Raw genomic sequence first — 15,730 nt, 5'->3', positions numbered from 1 at the left:
GGTGTCGCAAACAAGCTGCGAGTAGGGAAAAGGTTTCACCGTTGGGTGCACGAAGCCCCAATAGCCTCTGCGGTACGGCAGTTGTCTTGCCGAAGGCATCAATTCCGCCCAAGCGCCGTGTCCCGTAAAGCAACTGAAGCGGAGAGAGGATTTGGTGTGCCTCGGGCAGTGACCATTCACTTGCGATCCAGCACCTTACGGATCTTCTCTGCCAATTCGTCAATCGTGTAGGGCTTGGTCAAAAGCTCCGTTCCAAAATCAAGTGTGCCGTTGTGGACAATCGCGTTTCGTGTGTAGCCGGTGGTGTAGAGCACTTTTAGCGACGGGTGCATGCTCTTGACCTGATCCACCAGTTCCCGGCCGGACATCTCCGGCATGACGACGTCAGTGAACAGAAGCGACGGCACTTGCCCGCTTGCGACGGCCGCCAGCGCGTCCCGCGGCCCTTGCATTTCCAACACGGAATAGCCCAGTTCCCGCAGCGCCTCCGCAGCCATCAGCCGGACGCGATCTTCATCCTCGACAACCATGATGATCTCGTCCTCACTGCCGGGGTGCTCGCCCGCCACGGACTCGGCCGGGCTGTCGACCACGTCGCCGTGCGAGCGCGGCAGATAGATTTTCAAAGTGGTTCCGATACCCTGCTCGGAATAGATCTTGACGCTGCCGCCGGACTGGCGAACAAATCCATAAACCTGGCTGAGCCCCAGCCCGGTGCCTTTGCCAACCCCCTTTGTGGTGAAGAACGGATCGAAGGCTCTGGCCAACACGTCAGCAGTCATGCCGGTTCCGGTGTCCGTGACAGCTATCATCACATACTGGCCGGAGGGTATTGCGTTTTCTCTCGCATACCGGTCGTCGACATGGGCATTGGATGTCTCGATGGTCAGCCTTCCACCAGCGGGCATGGCATCCCGCGCGTTGACGCAAAGGTTGAGCAACGCGCTTTCCAGCTGCCCTGCGTCGACTTCCACATGCCAAATTCCCGCGGCGAGCACGGTCTCGATTTGGATTGTCTCCCCAAGCGTCCGGCTCAGCAATTCACTCATATCCGAGACGAGGCGATTTGGATTCAGGCGCTTGGGCGCCAGAGGTTGCTGGCGGGAGAAGGCAAGCAGCCGCTTGGTAAGTTCTGCAGCACGTTGGGCTCCATCGATCGCGCCGGTCACGAACTGGTGGACGTTGGTATCGCCGTTTCTGAGCTTGCGCTGCACAAGGTTCAGTCCGCCGATGATGACAGCCAGCATATTGTTGAAGTCGTGCGCGATGCCACCGGTAAGCTGTCCGACAGCTTCCATCTTCTGGGCCTGCCGCAGGTGCTCTTCTGCTTTGGTGCGTTCGGCGACTTCGTCCATGACACGTTGTTCAAGGGTGCCATTGAGCGTCTGCAGCGCCTTGAACAGTCGAGAATTGTCGATTGCCGTCGCGGCATGGCCCGCAAGCCCCAGCAAGGCCTTCTCTTGCTGTTCGGCGAAGACGCCGATCTCTGCATGACCAAAGAAGAGGCCGCCCAGCACCTCTCCCGAACGCGAGACGACCGGTACCGCAAGATAGGAACGCACTGGCAGATGGCCCTCCGGCATTCCCTTGCGGGGCCAGTTCTTGCCGTAGCGGGGGTCGGCGAGGATGTCGTCGGAGCGCACCACGCTTGTCCCGCGGAAAGTGGGGTCGAACACCGCCGTGTTGCGAGGCATTGGAAAATTTTCGAACGCGGAGCGAGGTGTGCCCGACAGGGCGTAGAGCATGTAGCTGTCGCCCTTGTCGTCGATCACATTGTAGAAGAAAGCTCCGAATTGTGCGCCCGACAGCGCTACGCCGGCATCAGTTACCGTTTGAACAATCCGCTCCACGTCGAGCTCGGCCGCTACCGCGGCAGCGGTGACGTTCATCATCTGAAGCTGATGCTCCACCCGCTTTCGCGCGGTGATATCCATGACGGTACCAATGAAGCGGACCGCGCGCCCTGACTGGAAAAGCGACTCGCCCGCTGCCGCAATCCAGCGTTCCTTGCCGTCGTGCAAGCCGACCGTCCGATATTCGATGTCGTAGCGGGAAGACGTGCCCGGCGCGAGCGCCTGGCGTACGGCCTCGTCGGCGCGGGCCCGATCTTCTGGGTGAATACCCGCCAGGAACGCGCTTTCATATGTTACCTCCGCGTCTGGCGGGAGGCCGAAAAGGGCTTTGCACCGGTCATCCCACCGCAGCGCCTTGGTGACGGGATCGTAGTCCCAGGTCCCGATAGCGGCTGCGTCCGTGGCGAGCCGGAGGCGCTCCTCACTGGCCCGGGCCGCCTGTTCCGAGCGAACGCGCTCGATGTGAGCCCAGGACCGCTCCGTCACCTCCGTCAGCAAGGACAGTTCGCGCTGTGACCAGACGCGGGGCTGCTTGTCGTGAATGGCCATCAGGGCGGTCAGCCGGCCCTGTTTTACCAAGGGCATGCAGATGGTTGCCGTTATGCCGATGTCCTGAAAGGTCTTTGCCTCCTCGGGTGCAATTTCCTCGAGGTTGTTGTTGATGATGAGCGGCCGATTGGCGCTGAGATTGGTGACCGCCAGGCGACCAAAATCGGTAAGACTGTAATACCCTCTGATGCTGGGCGAGCCGGGTGCGCTCCAGTCGCCACGGATGGTGAAATGGTCCCGGTCCTGCTCCATGTCGGCGTAGGCGCAAATCGAGACGGCAAGATGTTCGCCCAACAGACGAGTGGTGATCGCCATGACGGCGTCGGCGTCGGCCGCGAGGGCAATCTCCCTTCCAAGACGGTCGAGAAAAGCCAGGCGTTCGGCGTTCTCACGCAGCGCTCGCTCAGCGCGAAGCCGCTCTATGGCGGTACGCGTCCGGTCCGCCACTTCCGAAATAAGGGCAACCTCCTCCTTGGCCCAGCGTCTGGGCGCGGAGTGGTTCAGGTATAGCAGCGCCACCAAACCGCCATGCTCGGTAACCGGCATGTTGATGACGGATTGGGCGCTGATGGCTTTGAGAGCCTCTGCATGATCCCTTGTTCGCGGGTCTGTCTCGGCATTTTCGAAGACAACGGTGTCGCCCCGCTTCAAGTCCTCGATATACGAGCCGTAGTTCCTGAAATTCAGGGTCCCAGCCAGGCTTTTGATGCCTGGCGCGTTCCAATCCCTCTCGATCGTGATGGTTTCTTTCTCAAGATCGATCGTGCCGTATCCGGCTCGGCTGACATCGAAATGTCTCCCTACCAGTTCCGCGGCAGCGTGGGCCAGTTCGGCAGGATCAGTAATCTCGCGAATCCGGTCGCCCAGCGCCGCCAACAGCTCGAAGCGCTGCAGCTCAGATTGACGATCGCCTGAAGTGCCCCCCATATCGCCCCCGTTTTGCCCGGACTGGATAATGCGGTTGACGGCCAAGAGTTCCATTGCGGCCCGCACGCTTCTTTGACGGGCAGGCCGGCGGTTCGCGCGAACACCTTGAGTGACACACGACGAGACGCGGCTTGAACGGCAAGAAACATCTACGATGTCCCTTTGGTCGCCTTGAACTTTAGAACACTCTCGGCTCCAACGGTCGTGCAGCTTCCATTGGGCGTGGCGCTAGCCGCGTCGCTATACGCAATTGGATCTTTTGTGCGCGAACTTGCCTCGGTCCATCATAGGTTAGCGACACGTCGTGCGCTGTGCCGCATAAGCGAGAGGTCAGCGGGCATGTAACGGGCTCCGCTGCTTGGGAGACCATCGCACTCTCGCTCGTTTGGAGACGCTTGATGCTTGACCGACCCATTCGCACGGATACCCTCTACCCGAATGACCTGGACACGCTTCGCGCGGTCTTCGACGCGATGTGCCAGGAGTTTGCCATTTTGCCGGACACCGCGGCGGCTCACTCCATCGCGAGAGAGCTGATCAGGCTGTTCCAGACCGGGATCACGGAATCGGCCATGCTGATGATTGCCGTGCGCGCGCGTTGGCAGGACGACTGGCAAACGGAAGCCAGCAACGCTGCCTGACCTCCGGTGCAGGCACGCACAATCGGTGCATCCTTTTCGAAACGGTGGCGTTGACCGTCACCCTGCCAGCAATGGCCGATCCGTTATCACCACCGACAGGAGGGATCGATGCCGAAATTTCGCTTCGAGTTTATCGAAGGCATGTCCCAGCCTGCAATCTTCGCCGACATGGCTGATCGGGATGAGGCCATCAAAGAGGCGAAGCGCGCAGCCAAGGAGGCCATGCTTGACGGAATTATCGATGGCGCGGACCCGACCAACTGGGTGACGAAAGTCTACGACGAGGCGGGTTATCTCGTCGTCACACTTGGATTCCAGGATCTGGTCGCCGCCCCCGAGGATTCGCAACGATTAAGAGAGGCGGACGAACCTGGCGTCATGCGGTCTGGCTGAAGCCCGATGTCTCGGTTCACCGGGGCCAGTCGAGTTCGATCCAGGCTGGCGCGTGATCGCTTGGCTTGTCCCATCCCCGTACCGTCTCATCCACGCCCGCGCCGGCCAGCCTGTTCGTGAGCGAGGGGCTCACGAGAAGATGGTCCATGCGAAGGCCGGAACTGCGGTCGTAACCGCCCCGATAGGAAAAATTCCAGTAGGTATAGACGCCTCTCTCGGGACGGATCAGCCTGACGGCGTCGGTCCAGCCATCGGCAAGCAGGTCGGCGTAAGCCTGTCGGCTCTCCGGGAAGTAGACGGCGTCGCCCAGCCATCGTGCCGGAACCGCGGCGTCGATCGGCGCCGGCACCACGTTGTAGTCGCCGCAAAGCAGGCTGGCGGGCGCGTCCTTGATCAGGAGCCGTCCGTAGTCGATCAGCCGCTCGAACCAGCGGAGCTTATAGTCGAACTTCGGACCAGGCGCCGGGTTGCCGTTGGGCAGGTATAGGCAACCAACGACGAGACCGTCGATCTCCGCCTCGATGTAACGGCTATGCGTGTCATCGGCGTCACCGGGCAACCCGCGCCGACGCTCATGCGGCTGCTTGCCCCGAGCGAGAATGGCTACGCCGTTGTACGACTTCTGTCCGTGCCATATCGCCCCGTAGCCGGCGTTGCTGATGGCATCGGCAGGAAACTTTTCGTCCGATGTTTTCAATTCCTGGAGACAGATGATGTCGTAGTGCGTCTCACCCAGCCATTTGAGCAGAACCGGCAATCGACCGTTGACGCCGTTTACGTTAAAGGTAGCGACCCGGATCATCTGAAGCCTTGAGGCATCCATTCATAAAATGGCGCTCCCCGTTTGAGCGAGTTCGGCATCGTCCTTTGTCGGCGGCCTCAGCTCTTCACTCATATCATTCATGGCCTGCCAGCCGCCCGACGTCGTTTGAGGACGAGGTCAGCGGTTGTGTTTCGCAGGTGCTCACCTCGTCCGTCAGGATTAACCCCGAAGCGGTAAGAAGGTTTCGACGCCGAGCAGGACCGGTGTGACAACGAGATCGAAGCTCTCTGGCTGCGGCTGAAGCCGGCCGGGCTTATGCGGTCTCTCCGCGTGTCGTGCTGGAACATCGAACGAACCAGATAGTTCGCCGCTGATGGAGCAAACCTGCGGTGAAAGCCATGCCGGTCACCCGCTCGCCGACGCTGAAGATGTGCTGATCGTCGGAGGCGGGCCAGCGGGACTGACTGCGGCCCAATATCTCGCCCGTTTTCGCCATCGCGTGCTGGTGGTCGATGCCGGCCAGCCCCGTGCCGCTCTGATCCCGAAAAGCCATAACTGTCCGGGCTTTCCCGAAGGGATAACTGGCCCCGACCTTCTCGATCGGCTTGGCCGCCACGCGAGCTTGTACGGAGCAACCTTGATGCGGGGGCAGGTGTTTTCGCTGGCCGCTGGCGAGGGAGGCTTTGATGCTGAGACCTCGATCGGCGCAATCCGCGCGCGTAAGGTTTTCCTGTCGACCGGGATTGTCGACACGACACCCGAATTGCCCCGCTTGGCGGAGGCAATTGCGGCCGGTGTCGTTCGGCTTTGTCCGGTGTGCGACGGATATGAGGTGATCGACCGGAAGATAGCGGTCGTGGGGCAGGGTGACAGCGCCTTGCACGAGGCCATTTTCCTCAGCCGATTCACACCACACGTAACGATGCTGGGGACCCACGCATCGGACTTTTCAACCAGCACGCGTCGCGCGGCGGGCGAAAGAGGGATAGTCATCCGTCACACTCTCGACAGGCTCAGCCCGGCTGTTGACGGTTGTGCGGCGATTTTGCAGGATGGAGCGACCTGCCGCTTCGATGCAGTCTACGCGGCCTTGGGATGCAAGGTGCGCTCGCACCTCGCCCTGGCCGTCGGCGCGAGATGTTGCGCCGAGGGCTACGTCACGGTCGATGAGCACCAGCAGACTTCCGTCGCCGGCATGTACGCCATCGGCGACGTTGTGAAAGCGCTGAATCAGATTGCGGTCGCGTTTGGACAAGCTGCCATCGCCGCGTCCCATGCCCATAGAGAGCTTACCGCCTAGGCCGTTTGAGCCGGCTACAAAGCGTCGTCTTTGTCCAGCGGAACAAGCCGCCACTCCGAAGGTTTGGGCAGGCAGGGCACCGGGCAGGGCAGTTGCTGGCAGGCATGGGCATGGCGTTCGACAGGGATGGACCGAAGCTATCGACCGTGCTGCTCATCGCCGCATTATCGGCACTTGCCGGGTACAATCACGCCCGCGCCAAACGTGCGCTTGTTGGCCGGGCGCACGGCCATGTCATGGAGGTTGACGGTCTTCGCCTGCATTTTATCGAAGCCGGCACCGGCATGCCGCTCATTCTGCTGCATGGAAACGGATCCATGGCACAGGATTTCAAGTCGAGCGGCATCTTCGATCAGGCGGCAAAAACCTATCGGGTACTCGCATTTGATCGGCCGGGCTTCGGGCGAAGCACGCGGTCGCGCGGCCGGCGGTGGTCTGCCCGCGACCAAGCCGATCTCATACATGCCGCCGCCGGCAGGCTGGGTATCGAGAACTACATCGTGCTTGGACATTCGTGGGGCGCTTGGGTAGCCCTCGAATTGGCGCGCAGGCATTCTCGTTCGGTTGCCGGCGTCGTGCTGGTCTCCGGCTATTACTATCCGCCGCCGCGGCTTGATCTTGCGCTGGCCGCCCTCCCGGCTCTGCCATTCGTCGGCACCGCGTTTCGCCACACCTTGCTGCCGGTGCTTGTGAGGCTTGCCTGGCCTTGGACGATGCAGAAGATCTTCCACCCAGCGGATGTCGCTGCCGACTTCGCCGTTCTCGCAAAAGATATCGCCAGCCGCCCTTCCCAACTGCGGGCGGTGTGTTCGGAATCGGCATCGATGCTGGCGGCGGCCCTGCTGACGAAGGCCAGCTACACGGACATTGGTGTCCCGACAGGCATCCTGGCGGGTTCTGGAGACCGGCTGTTCGACGCCGAGGGGGAGGCACGACGCCTGCATGCGGAGGTCGGTGGGTCCCTCCTCGACGTCGTTGAGGGCGCCGGCCATATGGTTCATCAGAGCGCCCCGGGGGCGGTGATCGCCATGGTGGACACGATTGCAGGACGGCACTCCTCGTCTGAAGAGACCGGCGGCCATGAGCCCGCGAGTTCAGGCGGTGCAGCCTCGCCGGACGTGCCAGGCGGGCGATGAGCAACGCTCGGATGACATTGGCCAAACCGGGCTTTCAAAGATGAACGATCAGCATCCCGCCGACATGCAGTCCGTCCTTCAGCAGAACATACAGGCTCTGGTCGACCACAGGCGACAACAGGAGGAGCACCAAGGCGTTCAGGTGCGAATTGCCGGCATCATTTCGCGCTTCGCGGGAAGCATGCCTTTTGTCTATTTGCATCTCGCAATTCTGGTCGCCTGGATCCTTGCGAACCTTGGCCTGATACCGGCCGTCCCAGCTTGGGACCCAACTTTTGTGATCCTGGCCATGGTGGCTTCGGTCGAGGCGATCTTCCTGTCCACCTTCGTGCTGATCAACCAAAACAGGATGGCCGAACACAGCGAGCGCCGAGCGGAGCTGGATCTGCAGATCAGCCTTCTCAACGAGCACGAAACCACGAGGCTCATCGAAATGGTGGCTGCTTTGACGGAGCGCCTCAATGTCTCCACACCGGCCGATCAGGAGCTGCCGCAACTGGCCGAGAATGTCGATCCCCGGCAGGTGATGACGGAAATCCAGCAAGCTTCTGGAGATCAGGAGAAATCTTGAGCAAAAACGAAATGCCCCGCATTGGAGGCGGGCTGCCGCGGAGGCTAATCGAATAAGAGCCTACATCCAGGGGAACATTCGCTGCACTTCAAGGTTCGGTCGCGGGCCTACAATCCTCCCTTGTCTTGGCCTTCGAGGCTGTCGAAGCAGCTTCAGCCCGTCTCGGCTTTCCGAGGCGGGCTTCTCATGACTCCGCCGCGAGGTCGCGGTGACAACAGGCCGATGCGTGTCATATGGAACCAAGTTGACGCCGAGATCGTAGTAGCGGTGGCGACTTGGGGATATCCCGGGTGAGCGATGGCGTTGTTCTGATCGTCGAAGACGAGACGATGATACTGCTCGACCTCGAGTCAGCTTTGGAGGAGGCTGGCTTTCAGGTCGTCGGCGTTCGAAATGCTGCCGAGGCGCTGGCGGCCTTCGACCCCGATCCCACCAGGTTCAAGGCCGTGCTCACCGACACCCGTTTGGGGCCGGGACAATCCGGGTGGGAGATCGCCCGGCATTTGCGTAGGTCCAACTCGACCATCCCAGTTGTCTATATGAGCGGCGACAGCGCGGTACACTGGGGAGCGGAAGGAGTGCCCAACAGCATTATGATCACCAAGCCCTTCTTTCTGCCGCAAATCATAACCGCCGTTTCGCAGCTTTTAAACGCTCGGCAAGCCCCAGAAACTCACATCTAGCGCTGATAAGCTTTTTCTCCTTCCACGAAAATCCATGGAACATTCTGTCCCGACCAGCGTTAGGGCGCGCCGGAGAATCCTTATTGTAGGTTTCTTGCAGCGCATGGGCGGGATGAAATGCATAGGGATGCCTATACCCCATCGGAACTTGCCGTACTGAGCCGTGTCCTTGCACGCAGCAATCTCAAGAACGAGACTGAAGCCGAGAGAGAACGGCGCGCATCGCGCATCCTTGCTTACTACCAAGCCGGGATCACGGACGAGAACGAGCTTGAACAGCTGTCCCGGCAGCCGCTGGGAAGATGACGACTGAGCGTCCGTGTCTCGGCAAGCATGCATTTATTCGTCGAGCTTTCGGTCGAGTTCGTCGAGCAACGACCGATGCTCGCGCGGCATGTCCGCATCGGTCGGTAGGTCCAGCAACTGGCGAAGCTGGCGACGGCTGGCGTCCGATGCAATCCACTGACGTATGAGACGGGCTATGGCCTTCTGTTGCGCCTTGCCGATTTCTTCCATGTTGGGAACCCGAACTTGTCCGAGGGTCGAACTCGGCGGATCCCCTCATGGTTCCCTGTCATGGATAACAAACCGGCGGTTGAGCTATAGGCTATCTCAGGGCAAGTGATGCGTGGCTGCCTGATAGGCATTCCGAATTTTTTGCGTTGAACACTGCCGCGCTTTGCTCACCATCAATTCGATATTTCAGGCGTGGCTTCCGCCGGGACACCCGACAGGACAGCCATTCTTGTCCTCGCATCCTGTATCCGGCCTTTGATGGTGGCTGTGTCGCAATCGCAGATGTCGGCGGCGTCTTCATAGGACAGTCCGAGCATGCAAACCAGAACGATCGCCTGCCGCTCCGGATCCGCCAGGAGGTCAATGGCATGCGCTATCCTTGAGCCGGCTTCCATCTGTTCCTGTGTGTCCGTGGCAAAAGGTTCTGACAAGCAGCTCGCCGGTCCTCGAGGCTGGGGGGCTGTGCCTTCAAGCCTGGCCAAGGAAGCCCTACGCATGGTGGCGAAGATCCAGGGCTTTACCCGGCTTCCGTCAAGACCATCGAGATCTGCAATCCCTTTGACCAGTGTTTCTCGGACAAGATTGTCAGCTTCGTCGATGCTGCCGCTGAGCGAACGTGCGAATGCCCGCAATGCGGGAACAAGGTCGACCAGGTTCGTCTGTTCGCCAGAACATGGCAAGGACGAGCCGCCAGGGTCGGTAGCGGGCTGTGTCTGCTCCGCAAGCGCCGGATCGGACGCGTTGAGCTTGCGACGGTGGTCAGCCATCACACCGATCCTCCAGGGACATGGGACCTCTTTCGTGTCGGTCTGATCTGGTGGGGTGAAGGGTCCAAGAAGCGACAATTGTCATGTTTTGCTCCAGGCTGATACTTAATCCGGTCGCCGACTAGGCGCACTTACATAGATTAAACCGCCCACCCGCTTGCATCGATGGATCCACTCCATGACCGAGCCCTGAGCGATCCTATGGCTCGCGGCCCTTCGAGAGTTCTCGCTCGATGCAGTCCGATGGCCATGTTGAAGCTGGTTGGGTGGGGGGCTGATCCGATAATGGCGCGAAAATCGGCCGAATTCATCTCATCAATTTGATCTGAAGCGAGAGGCTTAGCCGCAGAACCTTGTCGCCATTTTCATCACGCACCTCGACAAACAATTTCTGGCCGTCGACGCTTTTCAATGCGTCTCTCGTAAGATCGATAAGGCCCTCGAATCCGACTCGGCGCACCTCTTCTAGGCCAGCGCATTCGACACCTATCTCATCCTGCAAGACCAAATCGCGATCGCCGGTGTCAAAGAAAAATCGTGCCATGGGAGAGCTTCCGTCACCACTAATCTGCCGGGTTCTTTTGATGCAGGTAAGTCGTGTCGAAATCCCCTGCGTGAGTGAGGCCGGGCCAGTCGATTGCATGCATTCTCGACCCCGTGGTGGCGATCAGGCCTTCACGTCGTAGTTCCTGAAGCATTCGGTTGACGTGGACCGTTGACAGACCCAATGCGTCGCCAAGTGCGGCTTGGGTTATGGGAATATCCGCAATGTGATCTTGAATGCGTCCCACCGCCCGCAAGCGAAATATGAGTTCGCACAAAATGTGAGCCATGCGGGTGTAAGCCTCACGTCTTCCAACGTTGGTGACCCACTCCCTGTACATCGCGGCGTCGATCAGCGTCGACCGCCAGAAAGCGGTGGCGATGCGAGGGTGCTGGTCACAGATGCTGCGGAGAACATCGTGTCGCATGAAGCCCACTCGGGCCGGCGTCATGGTCGAGAAATTACAATCCATGACCGACAGATGCAGCCCGTGCAGATCGGGAATGTCCCCGGCCACGAAGAAAGACGTGATCTGTCGCTTTCCTTCGCTTGTGTATTTGGTGGACCCGACCAAACCATCCAGGACGACAAACGAGTAAACAGGATGGTCACCCTCACGCACCAGGTCGTGGTTGGCCGAAAAATCTTTCTCCTGAATCGGTATGCTTTTCAAAACCGCGATTTCGGCTTCTCGAATGTCCGAGATGGTCTGAAGCTTGCGGATAAGTACATCCGAGGACGAAGAGGGGGACAAAATGGCTACCTAGCTGATGTTGCCCACCGAACTTTTATCCCAGCCAAAAGTTCCGGATGGCGGTGAAATCCGAATGAGCAGAACCTGGTTTGCCAAAGGCGCGATCAAAACCGCAGCCCATGGAACAAACGCACCCACGGCTTTGTACGTTTTCATACCTAACGCAGCTCCGCCGGAACGTAGGGTAGGCATTCGCGGTTAGTCGGACTCTTCGGGGAGTTCGCCATGGATGAGCCTAAGACAGCTTTCATTGATCGCCTGATCAAGGAAACCAGCGTCAGCGAAAAAGACGCCCGCGAACTGATAGCCCTGCTAGGGCTCAATTGGTCGTCCTTGGTCCGGGAAGCGAAGCTCCTGAAGCCACACGCCCACGGTGCCTCTTCTATGAGCGCGGACGGCGGCGGCCTCTCTGACTTCCATACGGGTTCTAGCCAGGTCTCCGAGCAAGGCGGCCATTCTAGCCCGCTGGTCGGCAAGACTGACACCTAGCGCCCGCTACAAGTTCGTTCAAGCATAGGGGAGATCTGGAAGGATGGTCGCTAAACGGCCATCGTCCGCGACGGCACCGCTGCCAACAGAAGCGGCTCATCGAGAGGCGCATCTTTGGCGCGTCGCCAGATAAGAACGCAAGACCGCGCGCGCTGCCACTGCCTGCAACACTTTAATCCGCGCCTCAGGAACGGAGTGGTCCCACTGACGTTCTCGACGGTGGCAAGGTGAGACCTCAGTGAACAGACCCATTTCGCGGACGGAAATCATCGAAGAAATGGATCACCCGTCGAATGACGGGGACCTCGCGAGAGACCAGGGCGCCTCGCCTTCCGCCGCAATCGCGGCGGCGCTGGCCGACTCCCTTGAGAGCGGTCCAAACAAGCATATTGTCCATATAGCCGCCTCGGAACGCAGTGCCGAAGAGGCCGCTGCGGCTTTGCGTCAGTTTCTGCCGAGCGCGGACGTCATCTTCCTGCCGTCCTGGGATTGCCTGCCTTACGACAGGGTATGGCCGACACGCGCCAATATGGGGCGGAGGCTTCGCGCTCTGCGTGAGATCGCGAGCGAGCCAAAACGTCCGCGCATCGTGGTTCTGTCGATCGAGACTACTCTCCAGCGGGTGCCGCCCGCACCAGTCATTGCTGGCGGTTTTACAATTCTGGAACTCGGACAAGAGTTCGACCCGGATGGTTTCCGAACGAGAGCAGAGGCGATTGGATACGGTGTCGACGAAAGGGTCGACGAACCGGGCGAGATAGCCTTTCGGGGCGACCTCATGGACATATTCCCTGCTGGCGCCGATCACCCGGTTCGCGTCGTCATTGGTACAGATAGCTGCATCCGGGAACTCAAGACCTATGACCCCATCAGCCAGCTTAGCGAACAGTCGCGCGAGTCGGTCACGGTTGGGCCAGCATCCGAGCTGATTTTCGCAACGGGGGATCATCCTGAGTTGGCAGCGATGCGCGAGACGTCGATGGAAGAACGCCTCGTCGCGTTGTACGGCAGCATGCCGTCGGTCTTCGATGTGGCATCCGGCGCCTGTGTCTCCATCGCGGAAGGTCTCGAAGGCGCGCCGCTCGACCGCTTCCTGGGCCTGATCGAAGATGCTCGTGGTGCAAGGCAGGAGGTTGCCGCGCCCGCCAAACCCTTGCCGGAACAGTTTTACCTGTCGCGTCAAGAATGGGACGTCGCAGTCCGTAAACGCCACGGCACGAGTCTCGCCGTTTCTGCCGCGCGAGTTCCCAAATTCTTCCAGCAGGCGCGATCCGGGCATCGGTTCGCCGAATTTGCGGAAAGGCAGACAAGGTCGGGTGTCACCGTGGCATTCGCGGGCGAGGCCTCCGAACTGCAGCGAGCCGATCGTCTGCTCGATCGGAAGCTTGGTCGGCGAATGGGGGAAGTGGCGGACTGGCCGCGGATCCGTTCGGCCCCAAGGGGCTCTCTTCTCAAGGCCGAGATCGTTCTCGACGAAGGCTTTGTCGACGAGCAATCTGGCATCGCGGTGGTGGCCGCGGCCGACCTGTTTGGCCACGCCTTGAAAGCAAACGGCAGCGCGGCCACCAGCATACTCGAACCCGAGTTGCGCATTGGCGACGTCGTCGTCCATGAGGACCATGGCCTCGCCATGCTGGCGGCGGTCGAACAGGTCGAGTTGGCCGGTCAGCAGCAGGATGTCGTCAGGCTGGAATATCAGGACGGAGCTTCCTTGCTGGTTCCGATCGGTGAGTTTGGGCGGATATGGCGCTACGGCTCGGAACCCGGTGCAGTGCCGCTGGATCGCTTGAACAGCGATGGGTGGCTCAACCGACGCAAGGCGGCGCTGCGCGATATCGACAGGCTGGCCAAGCGCTTGAGGGACCTTGCCAATGCCAGGTCCAGCCAGCCTGCCGCGATCATAAAACCCTCTCGCGCCGACCTTGCCCGGTTCGCGGCGCGGTTTCCCTATACCGAGACTCCCGACCAGGCTGCCGCCATCCGCGACGTGCTCGGCGACCTGTCGTCGGGGAGAACAATGAATCGCCTTGTCTGCGGCGACGTCGGCTTCGGCAAGACAGAGGTGGCCCTGCGGGCCTGCGCCGCCGCGGCCCTCTGCGGGAAGCAGGTGGCGGTGATAGCGCCAACAACGGTGTTGGCACGTCAGCACTACGAGACGTTCAGCAGAAGATTTGCGGGAACCGGCCTCGACGTCGCCCACCTCTCGAGAATGGTCGGAGCGGCGGAGGCGAGAGCGGTGAAGGAGCGGCTGCGGAGCGGTCAGGTCGCGGTGGTTGTGGGTACCCAGGCCCTGGCGGCCAAGAGCGTCAGCTTCGCCAATCTCGGGCTGCTGGTGATCGACGAGGAGCACCGGTTCGGTGTCAAGCTGAAGCAGGCGCTGCGGAACATGGCGCCCCGCCTTCATACGCTGAGCATGAGCGCCACGCCGATACCGCGGACGCTGCAATCGGCGATGTCAGGCGTCCAGGAGGTCAGCGTCCTCAACTCTCCGCCCGCCAAAAGACGTCCCGTTCGCACCATCCTAGCGCCCTTCGATCCAGCTTCGGCAAGAGCCGCCCTTTTGCGCGAGTTTCGTCGGGGCGGACAGAGCTTCCTGGTGGTTCCGCGCATCGAAGACATCGATCCGGTTCGCCTGCAGCTAAACAGACTGGTGCCGGAACTCGCGGTCAAGACGGCGCACGGCGAAATGAAAGGGAGACAACTGGACGACATCATGGTCGGGTTCGCTAACGGTGACGGCGACGTCTTGTTGAGCACTGACATCATCGAGAGCGGCCTCGACGTGCCGCGGGCCAACACCATACTGATCTGGCGAGCGGACAGGTTCGGTCTGGCACAGCTGCACCAGCTTCGCGGCCGGGTCGGAAGGGGGGCGGTGCAGGCTATTGCTCTTCTTCTGACCGAGCCTGGCATCGAACTGGCCGAAGGCACAAAAGCCCGACTTTCGACCATGATTGCGCTCGATCGGCTTGGCTCCGGCCTTGCGATCAGCCAAAGGGACCTCGACCTGCGCGGGGCAGGAGACCTTTTCGGCGAAGATCAAGCCGGACACATGAAGCTGATCGGAGCAGGCCTTTACCAACATTTTCTGCAGCGGGCGGTCTCGCTGGCTGCGGGAGGGGCCGATACCGACAAGCAGCTTGCCGACATCAACGGCGCCGGAAAAGGGGCCTTTCCCGAAAGTTACGTCAACGAGCCGACGGTGCGCGTCAGCCTCTATGCGAGGCTGTCTCGTTTAGCTGCCGAGACGGACCTCGATGCATTCGGCGAAGAGCTTGAGGACCGCTTTGGAGACATGCCCGGCGAAGTGGCGGATTTACTGGAACTGACCAGGTTGCGCATAGCCGCGGCGGACCTGGGCATCAGCAAAGTCGATGTGGGACCAGAAGGGATCGCGATTACCTTCCGCAAGAAGCCGGTGGCATCAAAATGGCGCTTTAAAAACGCACAGGGCTTCGAGTTCCGCAACGGCCGGCTGATTTTCAGGCCCCCGATCCAGTCTCGCGGCTCAGGTATCGATGCCGTCCGCTCGGTGCTCGGTGCCTTGCGTGCAGCCCGGCCGGCGCGGCGCCGCCCATGATGGGTTCGCTCGGATCACCGGTTCCAGATCGTGGGGAAAGTCCGGCGCTTCGATGGGCAGTTCGTCAGCCGGCGTTCTTTCCCTTTGAGTCACGGCCGGAAGCATTTCGGCGACCTCGATGAGGATATCCTTGACGAAGTGATTGATCTGGGCGCCCATCTACCGCGAGCCTGTTGTCTCCGATGGCGTCCGAACTTGCTGCCCGAACCAAAGTTCCCGCCTGAGACGCGTGACGAGGCGAGCGAAAGTCAGCTAATACCGTGT

The 15,730-nt window shown here is 60.6% G+C and carries 14 protein-coding genes; 8 read left to right on the top strand and 6 right to left on the bottom strand.

What is annotated here, in order from left to right; genetic code table 11:
• Window positions 1–176: 176 nt before the first annotated feature.
• Window positions 177–3,383: a GAF domain-containing protein gene (locus LB516_RS00605; protein WP_411969370.1), complete on the bottom strand. Its 3,207-nt coding sequence runs from the start codon at window positions 3,381–3,383 to the stop codon at window positions 177–179.
• Between the two features lie 344 nt (window positions 3,384–3,727).
• On the opposite strand from LB516_RS00605, the gene LB516_RS00600 reads away from it, so the two are divergent.
• Window positions 3,728–3,970: a hypothetical protein gene (locus LB516_RS00600; protein ID WP_015316406.1), complete on the top strand. Its 243-nt coding sequence runs from the start codon at window positions 3,728–3,730 to the stop codon at window positions 3,968–3,970.
• Between the two features lie 108 nt (window positions 3,971–4,078).
• The gene (locus LB516_RS00595) at window positions 4,079–4,363 is read left to right on the top strand and encodes a DUF6894 family protein (RefSeq protein WP_140614627.1); all 285 of its coding nucleotides are present in this window, start codon (window positions 4,079–4,081) and stop codon (window positions 4,361–4,363) included.
• A gap of 16 nt (window positions 4,364–4,379) precedes the next feature.
• On the opposite strand, the gene xth is transcribed toward LB516_RS00595, so the two are convergent.
• A complete protein-coding gene (gene xth, locus LB516_RS00590; protein WP_140715894.1) occupies window positions 4,380–5,165 on the bottom strand; it encodes an exodeoxyribonuclease III in 786 nt (261 codons plus the stop codon).
• A 334-nt stretch (window positions 5,166–5,499) separates the two neighbouring features.
• Between xth and LB516_RS00585 the strand changes: the two genes are divergently transcribed.
• The 4 genes from LB516_RS00585 to LB516_RS00570 all read left to right on the top strand — a co-directional run bounded on the left by LB516_RS00585 (window position 5,500) and on the right by LB516_RS00570 (window position 8,816).
• Complete coding sequence (locus tag LB516_RS00585) at window positions 5,500–6,426, top strand: NAD(P)/FAD-dependent oxidoreductase (protein WP_224643891.1); 927 nt, start codon at window positions 5,500–5,502, stop codon at window positions 6,424–6,426.
• A gap of 110 nt (window positions 6,427–6,536) precedes the next feature.
• Window positions 6,537–7,562: an alpha/beta fold hydrolase gene (locus tag LB516_RS00580; protein ID WP_140660816.1), complete on the top strand. Its 1,026-nt coding sequence runs from the start codon at window positions 6,537–6,539 to the stop codon at window positions 7,560–7,562.
• Between the two features lie 40 nt (window positions 7,563–7,602).
• Entirely contained in the window at window positions 7,603–8,133 is a 531-nt protein-coding gene (locus LB516_RS00575; RefSeq protein ID WP_140725922.1) for a DUF1003 domain-containing protein, read from the top strand.
• Window positions 8,134–8,423: 290 nt separating this feature from the next.
• Window positions 8,424–8,816, top strand: coding sequence for a response regulator (locus LB516_RS00570; protein ID WP_224718721.1), 393 nt, complete (start codon window positions 8,424–8,426; stop codon window positions 8,814–8,816).
• 339 nt (window positions 8,817–9,155) lie between these two features.
• Here the strand turns inward: LB516_RS00570 and LB516_RS00560 are convergent, their stop codons facing one another.
• The 4 genes from LB516_RS00560 to LB516_RS00545 all read right to left on the bottom strand — a co-directional run bounded on the left by LB516_RS00560 (window position 9,156) and on the right by LB516_RS00545 (window position 11,397).
• The gene (locus LB516_RS00560) at window positions 9,156–9,332 is read right to left on the bottom strand and encodes a hypothetical protein (protein WP_157163632.1); all 177 of its coding nucleotides are present in this window, start codon (window positions 9,330–9,332) and stop codon (window positions 9,156–9,158) included.
• Window positions 9,333–9,505: 173 nt separating this feature from the next.
• The gene (locus tag LB516_RS00555) at window positions 9,506–10,099 is read right to left on the bottom strand and encodes a sigma factor-like helix-turn-helix DNA-binding protein (protein ID WP_224718720.1); all 594 of its coding nucleotides are present in this window, start codon (window positions 10,097–10,099) and stop codon (window positions 9,506–9,508) included.
• 307 nt (window positions 10,100–10,406) lie between these two features.
• A complete protein-coding gene (locus tag LB516_RS00550; protein ID WP_015316415.1) occupies window positions 10,407–10,643 on the bottom strand; it encodes a DUF6894 family protein in 237 nt (78 codons plus the stop codon).
• Window positions 10,644–10,662: 19 nt separating this feature from the next.
• Entirely contained in the window at window positions 10,663–11,397 is a 735-nt protein-coding gene (locus tag LB516_RS00545; protein ID WP_015316416.1) for a Crp/Fnr family transcriptional regulator, read from the bottom strand.
• A 225-nt stretch (window positions 11,398–11,622) separates the two neighbouring features.
• Here LB516_RS00545 and LB516_RS00540 point away from each other — a divergent pair, with 225 nt between their 5' ends.
• Window positions 11,623–11,886 carry a hypothetical protein gene (locus LB516_RS00540; RefSeq protein ID WP_181174623.1) on the top strand — a complete coding sequence of 88 codons (264 nt, stop codon included), beginning with the start codon at window positions 11,623–11,625 and terminating at the stop codon, window positions 11,884–11,886.
• Between the two features lie 238 nt (window positions 11,887–12,124).
• Window positions 12,125–15,466 (top strand): DEAD/DEAH box helicase, encoded by a 3,342-nt coding sequence (locus LB516_RS00535; RefSeq protein ID WP_224718719.1) that lies wholly within the window; start codon window positions 12,125–12,127, stop codon window positions 15,464–15,466.
• Window positions 15,467–15,730: the final 264 nt, after the last annotated feature.

Source organism: Mesorhizobium sp. CO1-1-7 (assembly GCF_020164885.1).
GTDB classification, from domain to species: Bacteria; Pseudomonadota; Alphaproteobacteria; order Rhizobiales; family Rhizobiaceae; genus Mesorhizobium; species Mesorhizobium australicum.
This window is presented reverse-complemented; position numbering and strand designations above follow the sequence as displayed.